Here is a 25,330-nt window from a genome sequence, read left to right as displayed (position 1 = left end):
TTCATTCTCCCCTCTGTGCGGCCGGTGCCGCGTTATTGTGTTGTGGTGACCGGGTCGCACACCGGAGTGGCACGATGATACGGGTTCAGAACCGGAGCCAGATACCCCCTCGCCGTGCCTTCCATCAGGATATAGTAACATCGGTCTTCGACACCGCGCACCACCTGGCTCAAATCCTGATTGACCGGCAGCGCGCTGCGCGCCAGCTGCGATACGTATCCCCGTTCGACCGCTCTGGGAATGTAGACGCCATTGTAAGGATCACCACAGGCGCTTAGCGCGAGGCCGGCTGCAAAAAGCGGGATCAATCGGACCATGCTCATGTTTTGTCTCCCTGAATCAGTAAGCCACAAGTTTTGACTGCGAACATCACTCTACAATCTCTGCTGTTTCGACAACAGCGTGCATCAGTACATCGGCCCCCGCTGTGGCCCAGTCTTTCGAAATTTCTTCGGCCTCGTTATGGCTCAGACCATCAACACAGGGGCACATGACCATTGCTGTCGGCGACACCTGATTGATCCAGCAGGCATCATGCCCCGCGCCGGAAATCAGGTTCATATGGGAATAACCCAATCTTTCTGCCGCATTGCGTACAACTGTGACACAGGTGTCGTCAAACGTCACCGGATCAAATCCGCCGACCTTTTCCATTTCGATGCCCAACCCCATATCATCGCAGATTTTCCGCGCGCCCGATTTCAACCGCGCCTCCATATCCTCGATCACCTTGATTTCGGGGGATCGCAGATCAACCGTAAAGACCACCTTGCCCGGGATCACGTTGCGCGAATTCGGGTAGACATCGATATGCCCTGCGGCGCCAACCGCGTGTGGCGCGTGTGACCACGCGATCTCATCGACAAGTTCCAGCACACGCGCCATGCCCAGCCCGGCATTCTTGCGCATCGGCATCGGCGTACTGCCGGTATGGGAATCCTTTCCGGTAATGGTGATCTGCGTCCATGAAAGACCCTGCCCGTGGGTGACAACGCCGATATCCTTGCCTTCCGCTTCCAGAATCGGGCCCTGTTCGATGTGCAGTTCAAAAAACGCGTGCATCTTGCGCGCGCCGACGGGTTCATCCCCCTGCCAGCCAATGCGTTTGAGTTCATCGCCAAAGGATTTTCCATCGGCATCGACGCGGGCCTTGGCCCAGTCTTCGGAATGTATGCCTGCAAACACACCGCTGGACAGCATGGCGGGCGCGTAACGCGTACCTTCCTCGTTCGTCCAGTTCGTGACAACGATGGGGTGTTTGGTCTTGATCCCCAGATCATTCAGCGTACGCAAGATTTCCAGCCCGCCCAAAACGCCCAGAACGCCGTCATATTTGCCGCCCGTGGGCTGGGTATCCAGATGCGATCCCACATAGACCGGCAGCGCAACAGGATCAGCACCTTCGCGGCGGGCGAACATATTACCCATAGTGTCCAGCCCCATGGGACAGCCTGCGTCTTCGCACCACTTCTGAAAAAGCGCACGGCCTTCGCCATCTTCGTCTGTCAGGGTCTGACGGTTGTTACCGCCGGCGACACCTGGGCCGATCTTGGCCATCTCCATCAGGCTGTCCCAAAGACGGTCGCCGTTGATTTTCAGATTCTCGCCGGGGGTTGCCATATCATCCTCGCCTTATTTCAATTCTATTTCCACAAACGCCATCGGGGCAGACCCGGCGTTGATCACATTATGTTCCACGCCCGCGTTGCGGCGGTACGCCTCGCCCTGCGCAACAGTGACAGAGCGTATGTTACCACCCGGCTCTTCCAGTTGCATCTGGCACGTCGTGATCGCGGTGATCACATAATCCATTGCATGCGTGTGCCATCCTGTTTCGGCTCCGGCCTCGAAATCAAACCGCGTAACCCGCACCAGATCATCATCGATCAGCTGTGTTGCTTTCGCAGGCAGCCTGTTCATACCGAAAACCATCCAAGACAGAAGCAGTGTACACTCATTTCCGGCCCAATAATTTTACCATTTGGTAAAGCCACGATTGCGGTTAGGGTACCCACTGTCAAGGTTCGACTTGGACATTCCATGTTCGAAGCTGGGCACATTTGGGGTATTGCCTCAGTTTCAATCAGGACCCGGATGTCATAATGCCCGATTCAACGTTGCCGGACGACCGAAAACAGCCAAGCCGCATCCAGAAACGCAACCGGATGGTTATTCTGGATGCTGCGCTGGACGTGTTTTCCCAGCATGGATACCGCGGGGCCACACTGGACCAGATCGCCGAAGCCGCCGGTCTGAGCAAACCCAACATCCTGTATTACTTTGACGGCAAGGAATCCATTCACATCACCCTGCTGAACCAGTTGATGGATACGTGGCTTGACCCGTTGCACAAATTGAATGCGGATGGCGATCCGTTGCCGGAATTGCTTGCCTATATCACGCGAAAGCTGGAAATGGCGCGTGACCTGCCGCGCGAAAGCCGCCTGTTCGCAAACGAAATTCTGCAGGGCGCGCCGCGCATGGGCCCGCATTTGCAATCCAGCCTGAAGCCCCTGTTCGACGATAAATGCGCTATCATCCAGCAGTGGATGGATGCGGGAAAACTTGCAAAAGTTGATCCGAAACACCTGATCTTTTCCATCTGGGCCACAACCCAGCACTACGCCGACTTTGACGCCCAGGTGCAGGTTCTGCTGGAAGGACGATCATCTTATGACGACGCAACAGACTACCTGACAACACTTTTCACCAAGCTGCTGACGCCCTGACACGCGTTGCTGCTCCAATAAACAGATCAAGGGAAACGCTCATGAAAATCGTGATTATCGGCGCCAGTGGCGCAGTTGGCAGAACGGCGGTCCAGGCATTGTCGGGCAGGCACGATGTCGTGACTGTCGGCAAAACCAGCGGCGACATTCAGGCCGACATTGAGGATATTTCAAGCATTCAGGCTTTATATCAGCGCGTCGGAAAAATTGATGCCATGGTTTGTGCCGTCGGACATGGCCATTTCGGACCGGTCAAGGACATGACGACCAAGGATTTCCTGAAAGGCATAAACGGCAAGGTCATGTCGCAGGTCAATCTGGTGCTTGCCGGGTTTGATTACATGAATGACGGCGGTTCATTTACTTTGACCAGCGGCGTTCTGAACCGTGACCCGATCAGGGGCGGCGCGGCAGCCGCCGCAGCCAACGGCGCGATTGACGGGTTTGTCAAAGGCGCCGCTGTCGATATGCCCAGAGGCATCCGCATCAACGCCGTAAGCCCCGAGGTTCTGGAAACGTCCAGACAAAAATATGACGGCTTTTTCCGCGGCCACACCCATGTTTCGGATGAAGCCGTCGGGCTGGCCTACTCGAAGTCGGTCGAAGGGTGCCTGACCGGTCAGGTGTTCATCGTCGAATAGAATGCGCAGCGGCCTTTGCCCGCCAGATCATTCCGCTGCTTTTGCGGCCGGATTGTTTGGATGCGTTGTCCAGTTGGCATAGTCCGGTTCAACCACCTTGCCGGTACGCGGATCAACCAAACCGGGGGCCATTGCCTCCATTGTGATACAGTCTTCCACAGGGCAGACGTTGACGCACAGGTTGCAGGCCACGCATTCCTCGTCGATCACCTCGAAGACGCGGTCGGGCGACATTGAAATCGCCTGATGGCTGGTGTCCTCGCAGGCGGCAAAACAGCGCCCGCACGAAATGCACAGATCCTGATTGATCTTGGCCTTGGCCACGTAATTTAGGTTGAGATACTGCCAGTCGGTCACGTTGGGCACCGCGCGGCGCACGATCTGATCGACCGATGTAATCTCTTTCTCGTCCATCCACTGCGACAGTCCAGAAATCATTTCCTGAACAATTTTGAAACCATAGGTCATCGCAGCCGTACAAACCTGCACATTGCCCGCCCCCAACGCCATGAATTCGGCCGCATCGCGCCATGTGGTGACACCGCCAATGCCGCTGATGGGCAACTTGGCCAGTTCGGGCGTACGAGCGATTTCGGCAACCATGTTCAATGCAATCGGCTTTACCGCTGGCCCGCAATAGCCCCCATGCGCACCCTTGCCATCAATTGTGGGTTCGGGCGCGAACAGGTCCAGATCGACCGACGTGATCGAATTGATCGTATTGATCAGGCTAACGGCATCCGCACCGCCGCGCATGGCTGCTTCGGCCGGTTTGCGCACGTCGGTAATGTTGGGAGTCAGCTTGACGATCACAGGCATGCGCGTGTTCGCCTTGACCCAGCGCGTGACCATTTCGATATATTCCGGCACCTGCCCCACGGCAGAGCCCATGCCCCGTTCAGACATGCCATGCGGGCACCCAAAATTCAGTTCGACCCCGTCAGCACCGGTATCTTCCACTAGGGGCAGAATGAGTTTCCAAGGCTCTTCTTCGCATGGAACCATCAGCGAAACGACCATCGCGTGATCAGGATAATCGCGTTTGACCAGTTTGATCTCGTCCAGATTGGTTTGCAGCGGGCGGTCCGTGATCAGTTCGATATTGTTCAGGCCCAGCAATCGGCGATCCGCCCCGTAAATTGCGCCATAGCGCGGGCCGTTCACGTTCACGACATGCGGGTCAAGCCCCAGCGTCTTCCACACCACGCCGCCCCAGCCTGCATCATAGGCACGGCGCACATTGTATTCCTTGTCCGTGGGCGGCGCACTGGCCAGCCAGAACGGGTTGGGGGATTTGATCCCGATAAATTCACTTTGAAGATTTGCCATTTCGCGTTCCTTCCAAAAGTGGGGGCCAGCCCACGCTTAGCCCATCAAACTTGCATGTATGTCCATCGCCGCATCGCGCCCTTCGGCAACGGCGGTCACGGTCAGATCATCGCCGCCGGTTGCACAGTCGCCACCTGCCCAGACACCTTTGACAGATGTGCGGCCCGCCCCAGTGACGGCAATCTTGCGCCCGTCCAGATCAGGCAGGTCCGACCCTTCAAGCGATTGGCCGATGGCCTTGAACACCTGATCCACTGCCAGACGGACCGTCTGCCCTGTCGGTTTCAGATCGTCCGTTGTGTATTCAAACTCGATTTCGCGCACGGTGCCATTGCCGTGGATCGCCACGGGGGACGCATTGGTGATGATGCGCACGCCCTTGGACGCCGCCAGATCCTGTTCAAACACACTTGCATTCATCCTGTCGCGCCCGCGCCGGTACACAAGCGTGACATTCAGCGCACCCAGCAGTTTGGCCTGAACGGCGGCATCCACAGCGGTCATACCGCCGCCAATCACCACCACATCGCGCCCGACAGGCACCTTGGCCAGATCGCTGGCCTGGCGCAGATCGGCGATAAAATCGACCGCATCCAAAACGCCATCCTTGTCTTCACCGGCCAGATTCAGCGCGTTTACACCGCCCAGACCGATGCCCAGGAATACAGCGTCATACTCTGCCTGAAGCGACGACAGCGAAAGCCCGTTGCCCAGCGCCTTGCCGTATTCGGTGGTGATGCCGCCAATCTTCAAAAGCCAGTCCACTTCGGCCTGGGCGAACCCGTTTGTGGTTTTGTAGGTGGCAATCCCGTATTCGTTCAATCCACCGGGTTTGGGGCGCGCGTCGTAAACGGTGACGTCGCTGCCCAGCATGGCCAACCTGTGCGCACAGGCCAATCCGGCAGGACCGGCCCCGACAACGGCCACCCGTTTGCCCGTATGTTTGGCACGTTCAAACGGATGTACGCCCTTGGATTGAAGACCATCGGTGGCATAGCGCTGCAACTGCCCGATCAGCACCGGCTTGCCCTCGGCCAGTTCGCGCACACACGCCTCTTCGCACAGGGTTTCGGTGGGACAGACCCGCGCACACATGCCGCCCATGATGTTCTGGGTCAGGATCGTCTTGGCCGCCGCATCCGGCGTACCGGTTGCGATCTGGCGAATAAACAGCGGGATATCGATATCCGTCGGACAGGCCGTGATGCACGGCGCATCGTGGCAGAAATAACATCTGTCTGCAGCTACCAGTGCTTCGTGATCATCCAGCGGGGCATGCAGATCGGAAAATCCGGCTTCGTAATCATCCGGGGCCAACCGTCCGGCAACCACACCTTGCGTAAACACATTCTGCGCCATTTGCGTCCCTTCCCCTGCGTCGGTTTCAAACACGCTCTCACGGTTTTATTTTTTTATCAACTGGTAAAATTTTTACACGATGCCTGTTTTTCGAGCGATTCCCGATATGTTGCGGCACGTGCATCCAAGCCCCCCAAATCAAGGGTACGTCGTTTGCATCCTTATGAACGGTACGGAAATCAGTCGGTTACAGGGGCAGGCACCTTTCTGCCGTCACAGGAACTTCATCTTATTCCTCTTGATTTTTTCCCAATGTGACGCCATATAGCGCCTGCGACGTTACCACTATCGACCAAACTGCTCCTTTCGGCTCAGTCTTTCGATCTTGCACTGACCTAGCCGACCTGCCGCATTCCGTGGGCAGTTTTTAAAGGAGAACGACGATGGCTACTGGCACCGTCAAATGGTTTAACTCAACAAAAGGCTTCGGCTTTATCGCGCCCGATGGCGGCAGCAAAGACGTGTTCGTGCACATCTCTGCCGTGGAACGCGCAGGCCTGACCGGTCTGGCCGACAACCAAAAAGTGACATTCGACATCGAACCGGGCCGTGACGGCCGCGAAAGCGCGACAAACATCGCACTGGCGTAAGGTTCGACCCTGCAAAGGGAACGAATTCTGAAAAGAATGGGTGCATCGGCAACGATGCGCCCGTTTTTTTATGCGTGAAACTTGTGCTTACTTGCGCGCCAAGGCGATAAGCTCGACCACGCTTGGCCCGACGGCGGCAACGATGTTCCGCACGCCTGACGCGTTCGGATGGATGCCATCGAACTGCATATAGGGCTGGACCAGCGCGGGATCGGTGTCGCGCAGCGCCGTTCCGCCTGTAATACCCGCAAAAAAGCTGGGCAGGTACAACGCGCCATATTCCTCGGCCAGTTCTGCATACATGGCATCAAATGCCTGTTTGTACTCCGGCCCGTAATTCCTTGGGGCCGTCAGCCCGATCAGCAGAACATCTACATCTGCAGCCTGCGCCGCCTTCAATATCCCTTCCAGGTTTGACCGGCTGACTTGCGGATCGATACCGCGCAGCAAATCATTGCCCCCCAGCGCGACAATCATTGCATCCACATCCGGCGTCAGCGTCCAATCCACCCGCGCCAATCCACCCGCTGTGGTATCACCGGAAACGCCCGCATTGATCAATCGCACGTTGGTTACGCCTTGTGCATGCAGCCAATCGGCCAGTTGCGGCACAAACCCGGCAGATTGACGCAACCCGTAGCCTTGGGTCAGGCTGTCGCCCAATGCAGCTACAGTGATCTCTTCAGCCGCGACAACACTTGCCGCGCAAATCATTGCAATTGCCAAAGAAAGCTTGCGCATCCCGCATCACGCTCCATATGCAAAGTGACGCAACCAAAGGCCCGCACCAATGACCGACCCCGTGATTTCACTAAAGGATGCAGCTCTTTCGCTGGAAGGGAACGCCGGACCTGTCGATATTTTGCACGGCATCACACTGGATGTTGCGCAAGGTGAAACACTTGGTCTTGTGGGGCCATCCGGATCAGGCAAATCGTCACTCCTTATGTTGATGGGTGGCCTTGAACAGGCCACCGGCGGCACGATCAAGGCGCTTGGTCACGACCTGACGGCCATGAACGAAGACGACCTTGCGCGCTTTCGTCTGGAACATATGGGGGTGGTTTTCCAATCCTTCCACCTAATTCCGACAATGACCGCTTTGGAAAATGTCGCGACCCCACTGGAACTGGCGGGTATGCGCGATGCCTTTGATCGCGCTCGGCAGGAACTTGAAACGGTTGGCCTGTCTCATCGTGCAGATCATTACCCGGCCCAGATGTCGGGCGGCGAACAGCAGCGTGTCGCCCTGGCGCGTGCATCGGCGCCACGACCGCATATCCTGCTGGCCGACGAACCGACCGGAAATCTGGATGGCGCAAACGGCGCCGCAATCATAGATCTGCTGTTTGATTTGCGTGATCGCCATGGCGCCACACTGGTACTGGTGACACATTCCAACAGCCTGGCAGACCGGTGCGATCGTATTATCCGGCTGCGCGACGGTCACATAGACGATTCAGCCCGTAAGGCAGCGGAATGAGTTTGCGTCTGGCCGCACGTTTCGCACGGCGAGAACTGCGTGGCGGGCTTCAGGGGTTCCGCATTTTTCTGGCTTGTCTCGCTCTGGGTGTCGCGGCGATTGCGGCTGTCGGCTCTGTGCGCGCCAGCATCGAGGCCGGTCTGGCAAAGGAAGGCGCCGCCCTGCTGGGAGGCGATGCCGAGATCGAACTGACCTACCGCTTTGCAACCGAGGAAGAACGCGACTGGATGCGCCAAAACGCGCAAGAGGTTTCTGAAGTAATCGATTTTCGATCAATGGCAGTGTCGCGGAAAAACGGCGAAGCGGAACGCGGGCTGACGCAGGTAAAAGCAATTGATGATGTTTATCCGCTGGTCGGACAGGTTGACCTGATACCCGAAATGCCGCTGGATATTGCAATGCAGGGCCAGAGCGGTTTGCCCGGTGCGGTGATGGAACGGGCGCTGATCGACCGTATGGCGCTGGTCATCGGCGACAGCTTTGCCCTTGGAACGCAAGACTTTGTCTTGATGGCGGAACTGGCCGGGGAGCCCGATGCGGCGGCGGGAGGTTTCGCCCTTGGGCCACGCACCATTGTAACAACGCAAAATCTGGAAAATTCCGGCCTGCTGGAACCGGGCACGCTGTTTTCTTCGAAATACCGTCTGGCGCTGCCCGAGGGAACCGAACTGGAGGAACTGGAACAACAGGCCAAGGCCCGATTTGAAAATGCAGGGCTGCGCTGGACAGATTCCCGCAACGGCGCGCCGGGTGTGGCCGAATTCGTTGACCGGCTGGGGGCATTTCTGGTTCTGGTCGGGCTATCGGGTCTGGCGGTGGGCGGCGTCGGCGTTTCTGCCGCAGTGCGGGCCTATCTGGCTGGCAAGACCAATGTGATCGCCACGTTGCGGACACTGGGCGCCAGCCGCCGCACGATTTTCCAGACCTATTTCATCCAGATCGGGGTGCTTAGCATATTGGGGATCGTGATCGGCCTGTTCCTGGGCGGCTTTGTTCCCCTGCTTGTTGCGCCACTGATCGAAGCGCGCCTGCCGATACCTGCGTCTTTTGCAATCTATCCAGAGCCCCTGATCGAAGCCGCTTTGTACGGAATTCTGACGGCATTGGTTTTCACACTCTGGCCCCTCGCAAGAACCGAAGACGTCCGCGCGGCGACCCTTTTCAGGGATGCGTTGGGCGGCACCAGATTATTGCCCGCACCGCGGTACCTGCTGGTCATAGTCCTTGGCCTGGCTGCTTTGATCGGGCTGGCGGGTTGGTTCAGCAACACGTGGCGCCTTACCCTGTGGACGGCCGCCGGCATCGCCGGAGCCTTGGTCATCCTGGCGGTTGCTTCGGTTCTGATCCGCTGGGGGTCGCGCCGTGGCGTCCGGCTGGCCCGCAACCGGCCCGCACTGCGATGGGCCTTGGGGGCGATCGGCGGGCCGCGCGAAGGCGCGGCTTCTGTCGTCTTGTCTCTCGGGCTTGGACTGTCCGTACTGGCGGCTGTCGGCCAGATTGACGGAAACCTGCGCAACGCCATTTCGGGGCAATTGCCCGAAGTCGCGCCATCATATTTCTTTGTTGATATTCAGCAGGACCAGATGGACGGGTTCAATGACCGCCTGAACAGTGATGCAGCAGTTCGCAAGGTCGAAAGCGCACCAATGCTGCGAGGTGTGATCACCACAATCAACGGCAGGCCTGCGCGCGACGTCGCTGGCGATCATTGGGTGGTGAATGGGGATCGCGGCGTTACCTACGCCGACCGACTGCCCGAAAACACCCGCATCACGGCTGGCACATGGTGGCCCGAAGGCTACGATGGCCCACCCCAGATCAGCTTTGCCCAGGAAGAAGCCGATGAAATGGGGCTGCTTCTGGGGGATATCCTGACCATCAACATTCTGGGGCGCGACATCACCGCCACGATCACCAGCTTTCGCGAGGTTGATTTTTCCACCGCAGGCATCGGCTTTGTGCTGACGATGAACCCCGCCGCACTGGCGGGTGCGCCGCACAGTTTCATTTCAACCGTCTATGCCGAACCGCAGGCCGAAGCGGCCATTCTGCGCGATCTTTCAAATACCTTTCCCAACATCACCGCCATTCGGGTGCGCGATGCAATCGATCGTGTTTCCGAGGTTCTTGCCGGATTGGCCGCAGCCACATCCTATGGCGCCGCAGCCACATTGCTGACCGGTTTTCTGGTCCTGATCGGCGCTGCTGCCGCAGGCGAAGGGGCACGCACCTACGAGGCCGCCGTCCTGAAAACCCTGGGCGCATCGCGGCGACAGATATTGTACAGCTTTGCCTTGCGGGCGGCCCTGCTGGGCGCGGCGGCGGGGCTGGTCGCGCTGGGGGCCGGATTGCTGGGTGGCTGGGCCGTAAGCACCTATGTGATGAGCACGGATTTCAAGGTTATCTGGCCATCCGCACTGGCCATTATTGCCGGCGGGATCATTGCAACGCTGTTGTCGGGTCTTGCCTTTGCGTGGCGGCCACTGGCCGCGCGCCCGGCACAGGTGCTGCGTGCGCGCGAATAAAATGCGTCTGGCAGACCATCCTGCCAGACGCGGTTTTGCCGTTTACTCTGCCGCCTTGGCGTAATCCTCCATCGGCGGGCAGGTGCAGACCAGATGGCGATCGCCATAAACGTTGTCGACACGGTTGACCGGGGGCCAATATTTATCCACGCGGAACGCACCCGGGGGGAAACACCCCTGTTCGCGCGTATAGGGCCGGTCCCATTTGCTTACCAGATCCTCGACCGTGTGAGGCGCGTTCTTCAACGGGTTGTTGACCGGATCAATCCGCCCCTCTTCGATATCGGCAATTTCGGCGCGGATGGCCAGCATGGCATCGCAGAACCGGTCCAGCTCGGCGCAGGTTTCGCTTTCGGTCGGTTCGATCATCAGCGTGCCCGCCACGGGCCAACTCATCGTCGGGGCGTGAAAGCCGCAATCAATCAGACGTTTGGCAATGTCTTCTACCGTCACGCCGGCGCTGTCCTCATAGGGGCGCGTATCAATGATGCATTCATGCGCCACCCGGCCTGTCGGACCCTTGTACAGCACATCAAACGCCCCTTCGAGCCGCTTGGCGATGTAGTTGGCGTTCAGGATAGCAACCCGTGTTGCCTGCGTCAGGCCTTCACCACCCATCATCAGGCAATACGCCCACGAGATCGGCAAAAGCGACGGGGATCCATAAGGCGCGGCCGAAACCGGCCCCTGTACACCGCCTGTTTGCGGATGGCCGGGAAGATGTTCGATCAGGTGCGATTTGACACCGATCGGGCCCATGCCGGGGCCACCGCCCCCATGCGGGATGCAGAACGTCTTGTGCAGGTTCAGGTGGCTGACATCGCCGCCAAGATCACCGGGGCGCGACAGGCCGACCATCGCGTTCATGTTCGCACCGTCAATATAGACCTGTCCGCCATGGGTGTGCACGATGTTACACACCTCGATCACCGTTTCCTCGAACACGCCGTGGGTCGACGGATACGTGATCATGCATCCGGCAAGATTTTCGGCATGTTTTTCTGCTTTGGCGCGGAAATCTTCCAGATCGATATCGCCTCGCGCATCGGATTTTACAGGCACCACATCCCACCCGACCATATGGGCGCTGGCGGGGTTCGTACCATGGGCCGACATCGGGATCAGGCAAATGTTGCGATGCCCCTGCCCGTTGGCGCGGTGATAGGCCGATATGGTCAACAGGCCCGCATATTCGCCCTGCGCGCCGGAATTGGGTTGCATGGAAATCGCGTCATACCCGGTGATCTGGCACAGTTTGTCACTCAGATCGGTGATCAGTTCGCTATATCCTTCGGCCTGATCTTTGGGCGCGAACGGATGTAGCTGCGAAAACTCGGGCCAGCTGATCGGCATCATTTCCGCCGCCGAATTCAGCTTCATCGTGCACGATCCCAGCGGTATCATCGCCCTGTCCAGTGCCAGATCGCGGTCAGCAAGACGGCGCATATAGCGCATCATTTCGGTTTCGGCACGGTTCATGTGAAAAATCGGATGTTCCAGAAATTCCGTCGTGCGCACCAGATCTTCCGGGACACGGTAGGCCGGCGTGATCAGATCGTCATCCATCATAATCCCGAACGCGCGCCAGACCGCTTCAATCGTGGCGGGGCGGGTCAACTCGTCCAGCGATATGCCGATCTTTGTATCGCCGACGCGGCGCAGGTTGACACCTTCGCGCACGCCCGCGTGCAACACGCCGCGTTGCAGCAGGCCGACATCCACAGTGATCGTGTCAAAGAAAGTTTCGGGTTCCACGTTGAAACCGGCGGCTTCCAGCCCCTTGGCCAGACGCACGGTTTTGCGGTGGATACGCTGCGCAATCGCCTTGAGCCCCTCGGGGCCGTGAAATACCGCGTAAAACCCTGCCATGACGGCCAGCAAAGCCTGCGCGGTACACACGTTGGACGTGGCCTTTTCGCGGCGGATATGTTGTTCGCGCGTTTGCAGCGACAGGCGATAGGCACGGTTGCCGTGGGCATCCACCGACACCCCGACAATGCGCCCGGGCATCGCGCGTTTATACGCATCCCGCGCCGCCATATAGGCGGCATGGGGGCCACCATATCCGACCGGAACACCAAACCGCTGTGTCGAGCCGACAGCGATATCGGCACCCATTTCCGCCGGTTCTTTCAACAGAGTCAGGGCCAGTGGATCGGCGCTGATGATGCCGATTGCATTGGCCCCGTGCAGGGCCGAAATGGCATCGGTAAAATCGCGCACATGTCCGTAGGTTCCCGGATACTGGAAAATCGCGCCGAACACGGCATCGGGATCAATGTTGTCAGGCGATCCGACGATCACTTCGATCCCCAAAGGCGCTGCACGCGTCTGCATCACCGCGATATTCTGCGGGTGGCAGTTTTCGTCGATGAAAAAGCCCTTGGCCTTGGATTTGGCCACCCGTTGCGCCATGGTCATTGCTTCGGCGCAGGCCGTGGCCTCGTCCAGCAGCGACGCATTGGCAATCTCCAGCCCCGTCAGATCACTGACCATGGTCTGAAAGTTCAACAGCGCCTCAAGCCGCCCTTGCGAGATTTCGGGCTGATAGGGAGTGTAGGCCGTGTACCACGCGGGATTTTCCAGAATGTTGCGCTGGATCGCGGGCGGTGTAACCGTGCCGTGATACCCCTGACCGATCAACGAGGTCAGAACCTTGTTTTTCGAAGCGACCTTTTTCATGTGATACAAAAGTTCGCGTTCCGATTTTGCCTTGCCGAAGTCCAGCGGTTCCTTCTGCCGGATCGCGGGGGGCAGCGTATCGTCAATCAGGGCGTCAAGCGTGTCGGCACCGACCACACGCAGCATCTCGGTCATTTCAGACGGGGACGGCCCGATATGGCGGCGGTTGGCAAAATCATAAGGCAGATAGTCGATTGGCTTGAACGGCATTTTTCACTCCCTGAAAGGCAAAGAACCATGGGCCTTTGCTGTGTCCTGGCAAAAAGCGCAGCCGTGTCAACGCACAGGCTGCGCTGTCAGATCAACTGATGAAGGCCTTGTAGGCTGCTTCATCCATATAGTCGTCCAGTTGCGACGGGTCCGCGACGGTCATCTTGAAGAACCACGCCTCGCCTTCCGCATCATCGTTTACCTTGCCCGGTTCATCGGTCAGAACCTCGTTCACTTCGGTAATCTCTCCGTCCAGCGGCGCAAGAATATCCGATGCGGCCTTGACGCTTTCGATCACGACGATCTCTTCGTCTTTGGTGATCGCACGGCCGACTTCGGGCAATTCCACAAACACAACATCGCCCAGTTGTTCGGCGGCGTGTTCGGTGATGCCAACGACGATCTCGTCGCCGTCCTGACGCAGCCATTCATGTTCTTCGGTAAACTTCATTTGGTCGTTCTCCTGCTGGTGATAGTTGTGTTTAACGTTTGAAACCCGCCGCCACAAAGGGCAGTTTGACAACCGCTACCGGCAGGCGTTTGCCCCGCACATCGCCGTAAACGGTTGTGCCGGCTGCGGCGTTTTCGCGGTTCAGCATGCCCATGGCAACGGGGGCCTGCACACTGGGGCCAAACCCGCCAGAGGTGACAGTCCCGATCTGAACATCGGATGTTTCATCGGCGAAAAGCGCGACGCCGCTGCGCATGGGCGCGCGCCCCTGCGGTGACAGACCGACGCGAACGGATGGCGACGGCGTTTCGAATTCGGCAAGTATCACATCGGCACCGGGAAATCCGCCTGCCCGCGCACCGCCCGCGCGGCGCACCTTTTGGATGGCCCAAGTCAGAGCGGCAGATGAAGGTGTGGTGCCAGCATCCATATCCTGTCCGTAAAGGCACAGACCGGCCTCAAGCCGCAGGCTGTCGCGCGCACCAAGACCTATGGGCGCAACCTCTTCCATCTCCAGCAGGGTGCGTACCAGGGGTTCGACATCGCCCTGATCAACCGAAATTTCGAACCCGTCCTCGCCCGTGTACCCCGATCGGGAGGCCCAGACGGCAATTCCGTTCAGATCTAAAGGCGCGGCATCCATGAACCGCATGTTGGCCGCAGCAGGATCCAGACGGGCAAGTGCAGTTTCTGCCTTCGGGCCCTGCAACGCGATAAGAGCGCGATCCTCCAGAACCTCGATCATGATATCAGCAGGCAAACCCGCCCGCATCAGTCGCAGATCGGTTTCCTTACACGCGGCATTGATCACGACAAACAGATCCTGACCACGGCGCGCGAACATCAGATCGTCTTCGATCCCGCCCTTTTCATTGGTAAAGAACCCGTAGCGTTGCCGCCCGTCTGCCAATCCCAGAACATCCACCGGCGCCAGCGCTTCGAAGGCCAGGGCAACCGCATCCCAGGACGCTCCGCGCAACAGCACCTGACCCATATGGCTGACATCGAACAGGCCTGCGGCACTGCGCGTGTGCAAATGTTCCTGCATGACGCCCATCGGATACTGCACCGGCATCGCGTATCCGGCAAAGGGCACCATTTTTGCACCCAGTTCCACATGCAGATCAAACAAAGCCGTATGCAACAAATCCGACACGCCAAAACTCCCCCTTTTTGTGTGCCATTGGCTGTCTGGAAAACCCCGAACATACCGGCACCTGATCGCCAGCCCTTGTGGGTCCGACGCCTGATGCCCCCTCTGTCCTGTTGCCTGAGATCGTTATCCCTTCGGCGGGCGCGCAAACGCCACTCTCCAGAGTCTGTGTTTTGGTTGAAACGGTCCTTTAGGCCTGAGAGTTTCCGGGGCGGTTGCTCCTTCGGCATCGGCGCTGCGCCGATTCTCCCGTTTCAATAGGGTATACGGTAGTATGCAACATTCACGCTGACAAGCGGTCTTGATTGCATTGCGATGGATTCAGCATCGCGATCAAAGCCTCGTTGCCACACACCAGCCCGTCCAGCGTCACGTCGTCCAGTTCCGCAAAGAACGCGGCAGCGGCCTTTGTCAGGGCCTCTCTCAGTCGGCAAGCATTGGTAAAGGGGCATGTATTGTCGGCATCGGCAAAACACTCGGCAATCGGTGTGTTGGCCTCGACACTGCGAAACACATCACCGATCCGGATATCGCCCGGCGCCTTGGCAAGACTTAAGCCGCCATTGCGCCCCCGCTGCGTATGCAAATATCCCAGCTGACTGAGTTGGTTGATCACTTGCGCAAGATGGTTTTCTGAAATGTTGCAGCAGGTCGCGATCTGGTTTTTTGTAACCAGCTTGCCGGGGTGGGCTGCGCAATACATCAGCAATCTGACGGCTATGTTGGTTCGTTTGGTTATCCGCACGCGCGTTCACCTGTTGCCATTCGGTACAATACCTTGGCACAGTCCGCCCGAAACAGGTTTGACCTATATCAAGCGCCCTATTTTTATGACACACATGCCTCCTCCCTATTTCTTCGGTTACGGTTCTCTGGTGAACCGGACCACGCATGATTACGGCAATCCGACCCGTGCAACGGCACAGGGCTGGCGGCGTCTGTGGCGCCATACGGGCAAACGCCCGGTTGCCTTTCTGACCGTGGTTCCTGATCCGTCTTGCAGAATAGACGGGCTGATTGCATCTGTTCCCGGGGCAGACTGGGCCGCGCTGGATGCCCGCGAATGGGCCTATGATCGTGTCGCCGCATCCGATCAGATCAGGCACGACCTTGATCACCGGCCAGCCATCCACCTTTACACCGTCGCGCCTGACCAGAACCACGCGCCCGATACCAGGCATCCGATCCTTCTCAGCTACATAGACGTGGTCGTTCAGGGCTATCTGACCGAATTCGGCGTCGAAGGCGCATTACGGTTTTTCGAAACGACCGATGGATGGGAGGCCCCGATCCTGAATGACCGCGCCGCGCCGGTCTATGCCCGCCATCGCAGCCTGACAGACTTTGAACGCCGCTTCGTCGATCAGAATCTCGAAGCTCTGTCGGCGCGCATTGACCAGCCAGAAGGCTTGAGTCCAAAACGCTAGATTGGCTGGTTTCCGCCAAAGGCCGGATAAACGTTTAGCCAGCCCGGGCTATTTGCGGCGGGGCGGGTTTTGCAGCAAAGGCATCAGTTGCGACATATCCGGTCCGTGCGCCTGTCCGGTCAACGCCTTGCGCAACGGCATGAACAGACCGCGCCCCTTGCGACCGGTCGCGTCTTTTACAGCGGCGGTCCAGCTGCCCCATGTGTCAGGCGTGTAGGGCAAAGGCGGCAACATCGACAGCGCCGTGTCGACAAACTCCGCATCTTCCGGATCGATATCCGGTGTGGCCCCCTTCGACAGCATGTCCCACCAGCTTTCAAGATCGTTCAGCGTCGTGATGTTGTCCTTGACCACGTCCCAGAAAGGCTCTGCAAGATGGGCCGGTACACCGATTTCGGCAACCTGTTCCGCGACGGCGTTGAACGGCTGCGCCTGCAAATAATGGGCGGTCAGCGGCAACAGGTCATCGGCATCGAACTTGGTCGGTGCGGACCCGAAATGGCTGATGTCAAAGCCATCGATCAACTGGGACATATCGGTGCGGATTTCAACGGGATCGGACGATCCAAGCCGGGCCATCAGGCTCAGCAGCGCCATCGGCTGGATGCCGCGCTCACGCAGGTCGCGCAGCGCCAGTGTGCCCAATCTTTTGGACAACGCTTCGCCCTGCGGCCCCGTCAGCAACGAATGATGTGCAAACCGCGGCGGCGTTCCGCCCAGCGCATTGATGATCTGGATTTGCGTGGCTGTGTTGGTCACATGGTCTGATCCGCGCACCACATCCGTGACGCCCATTTCGATATCATCCACCACCGATGCCAGCGTGTACAGAACCTGCCCGTCACCCCGGATCAAAACCGGATCGGACAGGGACGCTGCATCGATCGAAATATCGCCCAGAATGCCATCAGCCCATTCGATGCGTTCATGGTCCAGCAGGAACCGCCACACACCCGGACCACGTTCGGCGCGCAAGGCATCCTTTTGCGCATCCGAAAGGGACAAAGCCGCCCGGTCATAAACCGGCGGCTTGCTCATGTTCAGCTGTTTCTTGCGCTTCAGGTCCAGTTCGGTCGGGGTTTCGAATGCTTCGTAAAAACGGCCTTTTGCGCGCAGTTCGTCCGCAGCCGCGGCGTAGCGGTCCAAACGGTCTGATTGACGTTCCACCCTGTCCCATTCCAGGCCCAGCCATTCCAGATCCCGCATGATCCCATCGACATATTCCTGCTTGGAGCGTTCCGCATCCGTATCGTCGATCCGCAAGATAAACGTCCCGCCGGCCTTGCGGGCGATCAGGTAATTCATCAGCGCGGTGCGCAGGTTGCCAACATGGATGTAACCGGTTGGGGACGGGGCAAAACGGGTAATGGTCATGTGATATCTCCAGCGTCGGCGCTGTCCTGTCACAGGGCATGGGCTTTGTCCAGAAGGCGCGAAACCGCGTTAAGTTGGCGTAACGGGCCAACGCGCATTCAGATTTGCCAGTCCCGCGCCTATCAGTTCGGCCAGAACATCAGTGTCGATATCCGCCAGCTTGTTCACATAAAGACAGGATTTTCCGATCTTGTGTTTGCCAAGGCGGCCCAGAATCTCTGTGAAATCGGCATAACCGGGCATGATATAGATCGACAGCGCCGCCTTGCGCGGCGAAAACCCTGTCGCCAGAAAATCACCTTCCCGACCTGAATCGTAAACATAGTGATAGGTGCCGTAGCCAATGATGGATGTCCCCCACATGCGGGGTTGATACCCGGTAACGCGGCGAAACAGGGTATCCAGCACCTGCGCATCGTTGCGTTTTGCCGCCGGGACAACCCGATCCAGAAAACCCGCGACATCAGTGTCTGACATTTGCGTCTTGTTTCCGGTCATTTGTGAAACCTAGCATAATTGTTTCGTTCGATCACGTCAGCGTTACACTTTGACGACAAAACCGGCACCGACCCTATTTCAAAGCAATCAACAGGAGGACAGTTGAATGACACAGAAAATTACCCGCCGCGCCGCATTGGCCGGTGCCGCCGCCCTGCCCCTTTCCAGTGCCCTTGCCACACAGGCAAGCGCATCGGCCCCGATGATGGGCGCATCGATGGCCCCCTACATGCGGGTCACGTTGGGTGGCTATGACGTGACCACACTATTGGCCGGTACGCGCGCCGTGCCTGATCCGCAGGCGATTTTCGGGATGAACGTGCCCGCCGATGAATTCAATTCGGTTTCGGCTGCCAACAATCTGCCGGTCGATCAGGCCCAGTTCTTTTTCACCCCGACCATTGTGAACACCGGATCCGAACTGGTTCTGTTCGATACAGGCTTATCGGGCGAAGGCACGACCGCCGCACTGGCTGCAGCCGGATACACGCCCGATCAGATCACCGTTGTCGTGATCACGCACATGCATGGCGATCACATCGGCGGTCTGATGACAGGTGACGCACCGACATTCCCCAACGCGCGCTACGTTACCGGAACAACCGAATTCGATGCCTGGGGCAAAGCCGAAAACGAAGGGTTCGAAACCAAAGTGCGCCCCCTGGCCGACCAGATGACATTTCTGGATGATGGTGGCAGCGTGGTCGGCGGCATCACAGCGATGGCTGCATTCGGACACACCCCGGGCCACATGGCATACATGATCGAATCAGACGGCAAACAACTGGTACTTGGTGCGGATTTTGCCAACCATTATGTCTGGTCGCTGGGCTATCCCGACTGGGAGGTCAAATTTGACATGGACAAGGCCGCTGCTGCCGCCACGCGTCGCAAGATGCTGGATATGATGGCGGCCGATAAAATCCCGTTTGTCGGGTACCACATGCCCTGGCCCGCGTTCGGGTATGTCGAAACCCGCGACAGCGGATTTCGGTACGTTCCGCACAGCTATCAGTTGATGCTTTAGGACCAAAACAGCACAAGGCAGGCCCGGACCTGCCTTGTGCCTTCAATACCCGGTTTCCAGCACGGTTTTACTGCCATCGCTGAACCGCGACAGGCGAAAATCGTGCGGATCGACGGTAGGCGGCGCACCTGTAATCAGATCGGCCACAAGCCGCCCCGCCCCCGGCGCGATGCCGAACCCGTGGCCGGAAAATCCTGTCGCAATGTACAATCCGGGCCTGTCTGTAACGGGCGAAATGACCGGGATGGCGTCCGGTGTCACATCAATCAAACCAGCCCAGCTTTGCGCGATTTCGACCCCCTGCAGAAACGGAAATGCGGCGCGGGCAGCAGTCCAGGCATGGTCACGGGCTTTGGCCGACGGCACGGGATCAAGGATGCGACAGGTTTCAAACGGCGACGTGTCGTCTGCCCGCCAGTGGCGTTTCATCCGTGCCTCTTGCCACCAGCGATCCGAAAGCCGAAAGGAAATCGCCTTCCATTCCGCGCGAAGTGCCGGGAAAAACGCCCGCGCAAGGCGGAAACTGTCAGGCACAAGGTCAAACACGTTTTCTTCTCTGGACGCGATGATGTACCCGCCATCGGCATGTTTGCGGAATGCGATTTTGTCGCCTCGAAACGCAACATCCGGCCCGTCCCTGATCGGCGTTGTGCGCAAAACAGAGTTCAGCACCTTCAATTGCGGCAGTTCGATCCCCGCATTGCCCGCAAACAGGCGCGACCATGCGCCCCCCGCCAGCACCACCGCCTGACAACCGATTTCACCCTTTTCAGTCACAACCCCCGACACCGCGCCGGCACTGGTTTCAACTGTCCGCACCGCACAGCCTGTCAGAACATGCGCGCCCGCATCCCGCGCCGCTTCGGCGATGGCAGGTGCCGCCCATTGCGGTTCCGCGCGGCCATCCATCGGCGTTTGCATCGCGCCCGCCAGTTGCATGTTGTTGCGCGGCAACAGACCCTCAAGATCGGCGGCGGACACCATGTGGCACGTCATTTGACGATCTGTCAGATTACGCGTCCAATCCTGATAGCGCGAAAAAATCCGGTCTGAAGAGGCCGCGAAAATACTGCCGGTGCGGGTATAGCCGGTTTTGCGGCCCAATCGCTTGTCCATGCCCTGCCACGCCTGAATGGCAACATCCATAAGGGGAATTTCGCGCGCGTCGCGCCCCGCCATCCGCACCCAGCCCCAGTTCCGGCTGGATTGCTCGGCCCCGATTTCACCCTTTTCGCACAGCGCAACGGAAATGCCCCGCTCGACCAGTTCCAGCGCCGCCATCGCACCGATGATGCCACCACCGATCACCACAACATCAACGCGTTTGGGCAATTGCGTATCACCGATCACAGCGGTTGGAGTGGGGCCGGGCATAGGATGCTGACTTTCAATTGTTTTCGGCAGCTTACACAAGTCTCGTGCATTGAAAATCCGATAAAAACACCCATTTCAAAGACAGGATTTAGTAACTTTTGAACCAAGATGGAGATGGCCCCGATGAAATGCCCGATAGACGATACGACCCTTGTCATGTCTGACCGCAGCGGTGTCGAAATTGATTATTGCCCGACATGCCGCGGGGTTTGGCTGGATCGGGGTGAACTGGACAAGATCATCGAACGATCTGTGCCGCCCGCCGCGCCGCAGGCCGCAGCCCCCCGTCATGAAGAGCAGCGCTATAGCGACAAACCCTATCGCAAAAAGCGCAAGGAAAGCTTTCTGAGCGAGATTTTCGATTTCTGAGGACGCAGCGAACCTGGCGCCCTAGCTTGGATCGCGCCACCGGTTCGCGATCGGATACCGCCGGTCCAGCCAAAAGGCGCGCGGCGAAAGCCGTGTGCCCGGGGCAGACTGGAACCGTTTGTATTCGCTGATATAGATCAGATGCTCGACCTTTTTGACCGTCTCGCGGTCAAATCCGGCGGCGACGCAATCGGCAACCGATCCGTCCTGATCCACCAGAATGTTCAGGATTGCATCAAGCTCCGGATAATACGGCAGGCTGTCGCTGTCCTTCTGATCTTCGCGCAATTCGGCTGAAGGTGGTTTGTCGATGATACGCGGATCAATCATCACCCCGGACGGGCCCATCATCCAGTCGCGATGGTTGGCATTGCGCCAGCGGCAGATTTCAAAAACACGGGTCTTGTACAAATCCTTGATCGGATTGTAGCCACCCGCCATATCCCCGTAGATCGTCGCATACCCGACGGCGACCTCGGATTTGTTGCCGGTGGTCAGCAGCATTTCGCCGAACTTGTTACTCATCGCCATCAACAAAAGTCCGCGCAATCGCGACTGGATGTTTTCTTCGGTCAGGCCGGGTTCCATCCCTTCAAACAGCGGGGCAAGCGTTTGGGTAATGGCCGCGCGCCCCTGCGCGATCGACACCGTGTCGTAATGGCAGCCCAATGCCGACACGACAGATTTCGCATCATCAAGAGACGACTGCGACGTGTATTCCGAAGGCAACATGACACAGCGCACGTTTTCGGCGCTAATCGCGTCTGCAGCGACGGTGGCCACGATCGCGCTGTCGATCCCGCCCGACAAGCCCAACAGAACCTTTTTGAAACCGGTCTTGCGCATGTAATCACGCAAGGCTTCGACCATGGCGCGGTAATCCTGTTCCAGACTGTCCGGAAACGAGGCGCGCAGCCCTTCGACAATCCGCCACCCCTGATCCGTGCGTTCAAGATCGACATGGGTCACCAGTTGATCGAAAACCGGCAATTGCACGGCCAGTTCCCCGCCGGGGTTCAGCCCGAAAGACCCGCCATCAAACACCTGATCATCCTGACCACCCACCATATTAAGGTAGATCAGCGGCAATCCGGTCTCGACCACCCGCGCCACCATATGGTTCAGGCGGGTTTCGAATTTGCCGCGATAATAGGGCGATCCGTTTGGCACCAGCAGAAATTCCGCCCCCGTTTCGGCCAGTGTTTCGGCCACGTCCTCGTGCCAGGCATCTTCGCAGATCGGGCTTCCGATGCGCGTGTTACCCACATTATACGGGCCGCCCAAAGGGCCAGAATCAAATATTCGCACCTCATCGAACACCGTTTCGTTGGGCAGATGATGCTTTAGCGATTTGCTGGCGATCTTGCCGTTCTTCAGAATGAAATAGGCATTGTAAAGCTTGCGGTTTTCTATCCATGGCCCGCCGATGGCCAGTGCGGGGCCGTCTGCGCATTCTTCGGCCAGAGCTTCGATATGCGCCTGGGCGTGGTTCAGAAATGCCGGTTTCAACACAAGATCCTGTGTGTTGTATCCGGTTATGAACATTTCAGGCAGCGCCACAAGGTCAGCATTTGCTGCGCGCCCCTGTTCCCATGCATCCCTCGCAAGGGCTGCATTGCCTGCCAGATCGCCCACCGTCGGGTTCAGCTGCGCCAGTGTCACTCGAAATCGGTCGGCCATTGTGCCCTGATCCTTCGTTATCTGTGTTGCCCATGTAGCAGATCAGCGCGCAAGGGAAAGCCCGCCGCAACGGTTGATCGGCAAAAGACATTGCCCCGAGCCGCGCAACATCTTAGGTTTTCCCGGCACGTTGCCCGAACGTTAATCAGGACATGACATGAAGCACACGATCGCCACCCTTGTTTTTTGTGCCGCACTTTCCGCGACATCCCTACTGGCGCAGGACGCTGCCGTTCTGACCAAGCAATATGACGATGGGGGCGTTTACGAGGGAACATTCCGTAACGGCCTGCAACATGGCACCGGCACCTACACATTGCCAAACGGGTACGAGTATTCCGGCGAATGGGTCGAGGGCGAGATCAAGGGCAATGGCGTTGCCCGTTTTCCGAACGGCTCTGTTTACGAAGGCAACTTTGCAAAAGGCAAACCGGAAGGGTTTGGCAAAATCACCTTTGCCGATGGCGGCACCTATGAAGGCGAATGGCTGGATGGCGCCATTACCGGCAACGGAATCGCGATCTATGCCAATGGCGTGCGCTATGAAGGATCGTTCCGCAATGCCAAGCACCACGGCAAGGGCGTCATGCAATCACCCGGTGGCTATGAATACAACGGCGATTGGGTCAATGGCGTGAAAGAAGGCATGGGCGTGATCACCTATCCGGATGGTGCCATCTATGACGGACAGATAAAGGCCGGCGAGCGTGACGGCACCGGCACCCTGACGATGCCCGACGACCTGACCTATGTGGGCATGTGGAAATCGGGCCAGATCGAAGGCACCGGGGTGCTGACGCAACCCAACGGCGATGTCTACGAAGGCGAACTGGTCGCCGGACGCCGCGAGGGTCAGGGCAAGGTCACTTACGAAAACGGTGATGTCTATGTCGGCGGCTTTGTCAACGACAGGCGACAGGGTCAGGGCACGTTCACCGGAACCGACGGATACGTCTACACCGGCAGTTGGGTGGCCGGAGAGATCGAGGGCGAAGGCACCGTGACCTATCCGGACGGGTCAGTTTACACAGGCCAGTTCAGCGCCGATCTGGCCGATGGTATCGGAAAGATCACCTATCCGGACGGGTCCATTTATGAAGGATCATGGGTGGCGGGCGTGATCGAAGGCCCGGGCAAGGCAACCTATACAAACGGTGTCGTCTACGAAGGCGAGTTTCTGAATGCGCGCAATCACGGTGTAGGTGTGATGACCTACGCAGACGGCTATCGCTATGAAGGCGAATGGAAAGACGGACAGCGCCACGGCCACGGCAAAGCCACCTATCCTGACGGAACGGTCTATACGGGCGAGTTTGTGGATGGGAAACGTCATGGTCAGGGTGAAATCGTGATGGCTGACGGGTTCAAGTACACCGGCGACTGGAAGAACGGCGAAATCAGCGGACAAGGCATTGCGACCTATGCCAACGGCGATATTTACGAAGGCTCTTTCGAAGGGGGCAAACGTCAGGGCACAGGCACGATGCGCTACTCCACCGGGCAGGAAGCCAGCGGAAACTGGGAAAACGGGGCGCTTACCGACGGCGGCTGACCGCAGTCAGACAGCTGCGTCTGATTTTCACCAGGGCACGCGCTTTCCGGCCCAATCGAAAAACCCGCCGGTGTCGTCCACATTCAATCCGGACACCACACGCAACAGGTTTTGCGCCGCCTCTTGCGCCGGAACCGACGGGTGCCGCCCCAGATATTTTTCTGTAAACGCAGTTTGCACCGTGCCCGGGTGCAGCGTCACACAGATTGCATGCGGGTGCGTCCGCGCCAGTTCGATCGCGCCGGTGTGCACGATCTGGTTCACCGCCGCCTTGGCCGCGCGGTAACTGACCCAGCCGCCGATCTGATTGTCACCGATCGAACCGACACGCGCGGAAAGAACCGCAAAGACGGACCAGCTGTCCTTTGGCAAAAGGCGCATCGCGTGGCGCAGGATCAGGGCCGGGCCGATTGCGTTCACCGCAAACTGATCGGCCATCGCCTTGGCAGAAATGGCGCGAACGGATTTTTCAGGCGCTGCCCCGTTGATTTCAAGCGCACCGGTTGCCACCAGAACCAGATCGTAGGGTTCAGAAAGCCGCTGCAATGCGTCCTCGACAGTTTGCGGATCTGTCAGATCAAACCCGTTTTCAGATCGCGAAAGCGTGTCGACTTCGGTGCCGTTGCCCCGCAATTCTGCTGCGATTGCCGATCCGATTCCGCCGGACGACCCTATGATCAATGCGCGTTTCATAAGGTGCCAGTTAGAAGGTTCAGAGTGTTTATCAACTGCCATCCTGCGGTTCTCGCAAATCTTGCCCGCGCAAAGGGAAAGACCGCATAGCGGGTTTCGGTGCCTCGCATTGCTTCGGCTTTCTGCGAAAACACCTCTTTTATTTTGAATCGACGTGGTTATAACTGCAGTCATGACAGGAAAC

24 protein-coding genes and 2 riboswitches are annotated in these 25,330 nt (G+C 58.3%); of the genes, 9 read left to right on the top strand and 15 right to left on the bottom strand.

Annotated elements, in window-relative coordinates; genetic code table 11:
• Positions 1 to 32 precede the first annotated feature (32 nt).
• Genes OLX72_RS09655 through OLX72_RS09645 form a run of 3 tightly spaced genes read right to left on the bottom strand, consistent with a single transcriptional unit; the run spans position 33 to position 1,920 of the window.
• The gene (locus OLX72_RS09655; protein WP_114871384.1) at positions 33 to 323 is read right to left on the bottom strand and encodes a hypothetical protein; all 291 of its coding nucleotides are present in this window, start codon (positions 321 to 323) and stop codon (positions 33 to 35) included.
• Positions 324 to 369: 46 nt separating this feature from the next.
• Positions 370 to 1,620 carry a Zn-dependent hydrolase gene (locus OLX72_RS09650; RefSeq protein ID WP_433990354.1) on the bottom strand — a complete coding sequence of 417 codons (1,251 nt, stop codon included), beginning with the start codon at positions 1,618 to 1,620 and terminating at the stop codon, positions 370 to 372.
• 12 nt (positions 1,621 to 1,632) lie between these two features.
• Positions 1,633 to 1,920: a cupin domain-containing protein gene (locus OLX72_RS09645; protein ID WP_114872421.1), complete on the bottom strand. Its 288-nt coding sequence runs from the start codon at positions 1,918 to 1,920 to the stop codon at positions 1,633 to 1,635.
• A 182-nt stretch (positions 1,921 to 2,102) separates the two neighbouring features.
• Between OLX72_RS09645 and OLX72_RS09640 the strand changes: the two genes are divergently transcribed.
• On the top strand, positions 2,103 to 2,729 hold the full coding sequence (locus OLX72_RS09640) for a TetR family transcriptional regulator C-terminal domain-containing protein (protein WP_433990353.1): 627 nt from the start codon (positions 2,103 to 2,105) through the stop codon (positions 2,727 to 2,729).
• Positions 2,730 to 2,770: 41 nt separating this feature from the next.
• Positions 2,771 to 3,370 carry a short chain dehydrogenase gene (locus tag OLX72_RS09635; protein WP_433990352.1) on the top strand — a complete coding sequence of 200 codons (600 nt, stop codon included), beginning with the start codon at positions 2,771 to 2,773 and terminating at the stop codon, positions 3,368 to 3,370.
• A 27-nt stretch (positions 3,371 to 3,397) separates the two neighbouring features.
• Here the strand turns inward: OLX72_RS09635 and preA are convergent, their stop codons facing one another.
• Both preA and OLX72_RS09625 read right to left on the bottom strand, forming a co-directional pair.
• Positions 3,398 to 4,699 carry an NAD-dependent dihydropyrimidine dehydrogenase subunit PreA gene (gene preA, locus OLX72_RS09630; protein WP_114871388.1) on the bottom strand — a complete coding sequence of 434 codons (1,302 nt, stop codon included), beginning with the start codon at positions 4,697 to 4,699 and terminating at the stop codon, positions 3,398 to 3,400.
• 36 nt (positions 4,700 to 4,735) lie between these two features.
• Positions 4,736 to 6,058: an NAD(P)-dependent oxidoreductase gene (locus OLX72_RS09625; protein WP_114872422.1), complete on the bottom strand. Its 1,323-nt coding sequence runs from the start codon at positions 6,056 to 6,058 to the stop codon at positions 4,736 to 4,738.
• A gap of 383 nt (positions 6,059 to 6,441) precedes the next feature.
• On the opposite strand from OLX72_RS09625, the gene OLX72_RS09620 reads away from it, so the two are divergent.
• Positions 6,442 to 6,648: a cold-shock protein gene (locus tag OLX72_RS09620; protein ID WP_114871389.1), complete on the top strand. Its 207-nt coding sequence runs from the start codon at positions 6,442 to 6,444 to the stop codon at positions 6,646 to 6,648.
• A gap of 87 nt (positions 6,649 to 6,735) precedes the next feature.
• Here the strand turns inward: OLX72_RS09620 and OLX72_RS09615 are convergent, their stop codons facing one another.
• On the bottom strand, positions 6,736 to 7,389 hold the full coding sequence (locus OLX72_RS09615; RefSeq protein WP_433990351.1) for an arylesterase: 654 nt from the start codon (positions 7,387 to 7,389) through the stop codon (positions 6,736 to 6,738).
• Positions 7,390 to 7,438: 49 nt separating this feature from the next.
• On the opposite strand from OLX72_RS09615, the gene OLX72_RS09610 reads away from it, so the two are divergent.
• Both OLX72_RS09610 and OLX72_RS09605 read left to right on the top strand, forming a co-directional pair.
• Positions 7,439 to 8,131, top strand: a complete 693-nt coding sequence (locus OLX72_RS09610; protein WP_433990350.1) for an ABC transporter ATP-binding protein — start codon at positions 7,439 to 7,441, stop codon at positions 8,129 to 8,131.
• Positions 8,128 to 10,656, top strand: a complete 2,529-nt coding sequence (locus OLX72_RS09605; protein WP_114871392.1) for an ABC transporter permease — start codon at positions 8,128 to 8,130, stop codon at positions 10,654 to 10,656. Before OLX72_RS09610 ends, OLX72_RS09605 begins: the two co-directional genes overlap by 4 nt.
• Positions 10,657 to 10,698: 42 nt before the next feature.
• Here the strand turns inward: OLX72_RS09605 and gcvP are convergent, their stop codons facing one another.
• The 4 genes from gcvP to OLX72_RS09585 all read right to left on the bottom strand — a co-directional run bounded on the left by gcvP (position 10,699) and on the right by OLX72_RS09585 (position 15,897).
• Positions 10,699 to 13,548: an aminomethyl-transferring glycine dehydrogenase gene (gene gcvP / locus OLX72_RS09600; RefSeq protein ID WP_114871393.1), complete on the bottom strand. Its 2,850-nt coding sequence runs from the start codon at positions 13,546 to 13,548 to the stop codon at positions 10,699 to 10,701.
• A gap of 91 nt (positions 13,549 to 13,639) precedes the next feature.
• Positions 13,640 to 13,999, bottom strand: coding sequence for a glycine cleavage system protein GcvH (gene gcvH / locus OLX72_RS09595; RefSeq protein ID WP_114871394.1), 360 nt, complete (start codon positions 13,997 to 13,999; stop codon positions 13,640 to 13,642).
• A gap of 31 nt (positions 14,000 to 14,030) precedes the next feature.
• Positions 14,031 to 15,155, bottom strand: a complete 1,125-nt coding sequence (gene gcvT / locus OLX72_RS09590; RefSeq protein WP_114871395.1) for a glycine cleavage system aminomethyltransferase GcvT — start codon at positions 15,153 to 15,155, stop codon at positions 14,031 to 14,033.
• 92 nt (positions 15,156 to 15,247) lie between these two features.
• A riboswitch (glycine riboswitch) is annotated at positions 15,248 to 15,325 on the bottom strand.
• A riboswitch (glycine riboswitch) is annotated at positions 15,326 to 15,414 on the bottom strand. It abuts the riboswitch before it with no gap.
• A gap of 21 nt (positions 15,415 to 15,435) precedes the next feature.
• Positions 15,436 to 15,897 (bottom strand): RrF2 family transcriptional regulator, encoded by a 462-nt coding sequence (locus OLX72_RS09585; RefSeq protein ID WP_433990349.1) that lies wholly within the window; start codon positions 15,895 to 15,897, stop codon positions 15,436 to 15,438.
• A gap of 85 nt (positions 15,898 to 15,982) precedes the next feature.
• Here OLX72_RS09585 and OLX72_RS09580 point away from each other — a divergent pair, with 85 nt between their 5' ends.
• Positions 15,983 to 16,579 carry a gamma-glutamylcyclotransferase gene (locus OLX72_RS09580; protein WP_433990348.1) on the top strand — a complete coding sequence of 199 codons (597 nt, stop codon included), beginning with the start codon at positions 15,983 to 15,985 and terminating at the stop codon, positions 16,577 to 16,579.
• Between the two features lie 48 nt (positions 16,580 to 16,627).
• Here OLX72_RS09580 and gltX read toward each other — a convergent pair whose 3' ends face one another.
• Both gltX and OLX72_RS09570 read right to left on the bottom strand, forming a co-directional pair.
• Entirely contained in the window at positions 16,628 to 17,953 is a 1,326-nt protein-coding gene (gltX, locus tag OLX72_RS09575; RefSeq protein WP_114871397.1) for a glutamate--tRNA ligase, read from the bottom strand.
• A 69-nt stretch (positions 17,954 to 18,022) separates the two neighbouring features.
• Complete coding sequence (locus OLX72_RS09570) at positions 18,023 to 18,451, bottom strand: DUF1801 domain-containing protein (protein WP_433990347.1); 429 nt, start codon at positions 18,449 to 18,451, stop codon at positions 18,023 to 18,025.
• A gap of 106 nt (positions 18,452 to 18,557) precedes the next feature.
• Between OLX72_RS09570 and OLX72_RS09565 the strand changes: the two genes are divergently transcribed.
• Positions 18,558 to 19,478 (top strand): MBL fold metallo-hydrolase, encoded by a 921-nt coding sequence (locus OLX72_RS09565; protein ID WP_433990346.1) that lies wholly within the window; start codon positions 18,558 to 18,560, stop codon positions 19,476 to 19,478.
• Between the two features lie 42 nt (positions 19,479 to 19,520).
• Here OLX72_RS09565 and OLX72_RS09560 read toward each other — a convergent pair whose 3' ends face one another.
• A complete protein-coding gene (locus OLX72_RS09560) occupies positions 19,521 to 20,852 on the bottom strand; it encodes an NAD(P)/FAD-dependent oxidoreductase (protein ID WP_114871400.1) in 1,332 nt (443 codons plus the stop codon).
• A 123-nt stretch (positions 20,853 to 20,975) separates the two neighbouring features.
• Between OLX72_RS09560 and OLX72_RS09555 the strand changes: the two genes are divergently transcribed.
• Positions 20,976 to 21,221, top strand: coding sequence for a zf-TFIIB domain-containing protein (locus OLX72_RS09555; RefSeq protein ID WP_433990345.1), 246 nt, complete (start codon positions 20,976 to 20,978; stop codon positions 21,219 to 21,221).
• A gap of 21 nt (positions 21,222 to 21,242) precedes the next feature.
• Here OLX72_RS09555 and OLX72_RS09550 read toward each other — a convergent pair whose 3' ends face one another.
• Positions 21,243 to 22,901 (bottom strand): NAD+ synthase, encoded by a 1,659-nt coding sequence (locus OLX72_RS09550; protein ID WP_114871401.1) that lies wholly within the window; start codon positions 22,899 to 22,901, stop codon positions 21,243 to 21,245.
• Between the two features lie 157 nt (positions 22,902 to 23,058).
• Here OLX72_RS09550 and OLX72_RS09545 point away from each other — a divergent pair, with 157 nt between their 5' ends.
• Positions 23,059 to 24,453, top strand: coding sequence for an MORN repeat-containing protein (locus OLX72_RS09545; protein ID WP_114871402.1), 1,395 nt, complete (start codon positions 23,059 to 23,061; stop codon positions 24,451 to 24,453).
• Between the two features lie 27 nt (positions 24,454 to 24,480).
• Here OLX72_RS09545 and OLX72_RS09540 read toward each other — a convergent pair whose 3' ends face one another.
• Positions 24,481 to 25,146 (bottom strand): SDR family NAD(P)-dependent oxidoreductase, encoded by a 666-nt coding sequence (locus tag OLX72_RS09540; RefSeq protein ID WP_433990344.1) that lies wholly within the window; start codon positions 25,144 to 25,146, stop codon positions 24,481 to 24,483.
• Between the last annotated feature and the right edge of the window lie 184 nt (positions 25,147 to 25,330).

Source organism: Sulfitobacter sp. TBRI5, assembly GCF_051013555.1.
Classification (GTDB): domain Bacteria; phylum Pseudomonadota; class Alphaproteobacteria; order Rhodobacterales; family Rhodobacteraceae; genus JL08.
Note: the sequence above shows the minus strand (reverse complement) of the source record. Positions and strands in the feature narration are given on the sequence as shown.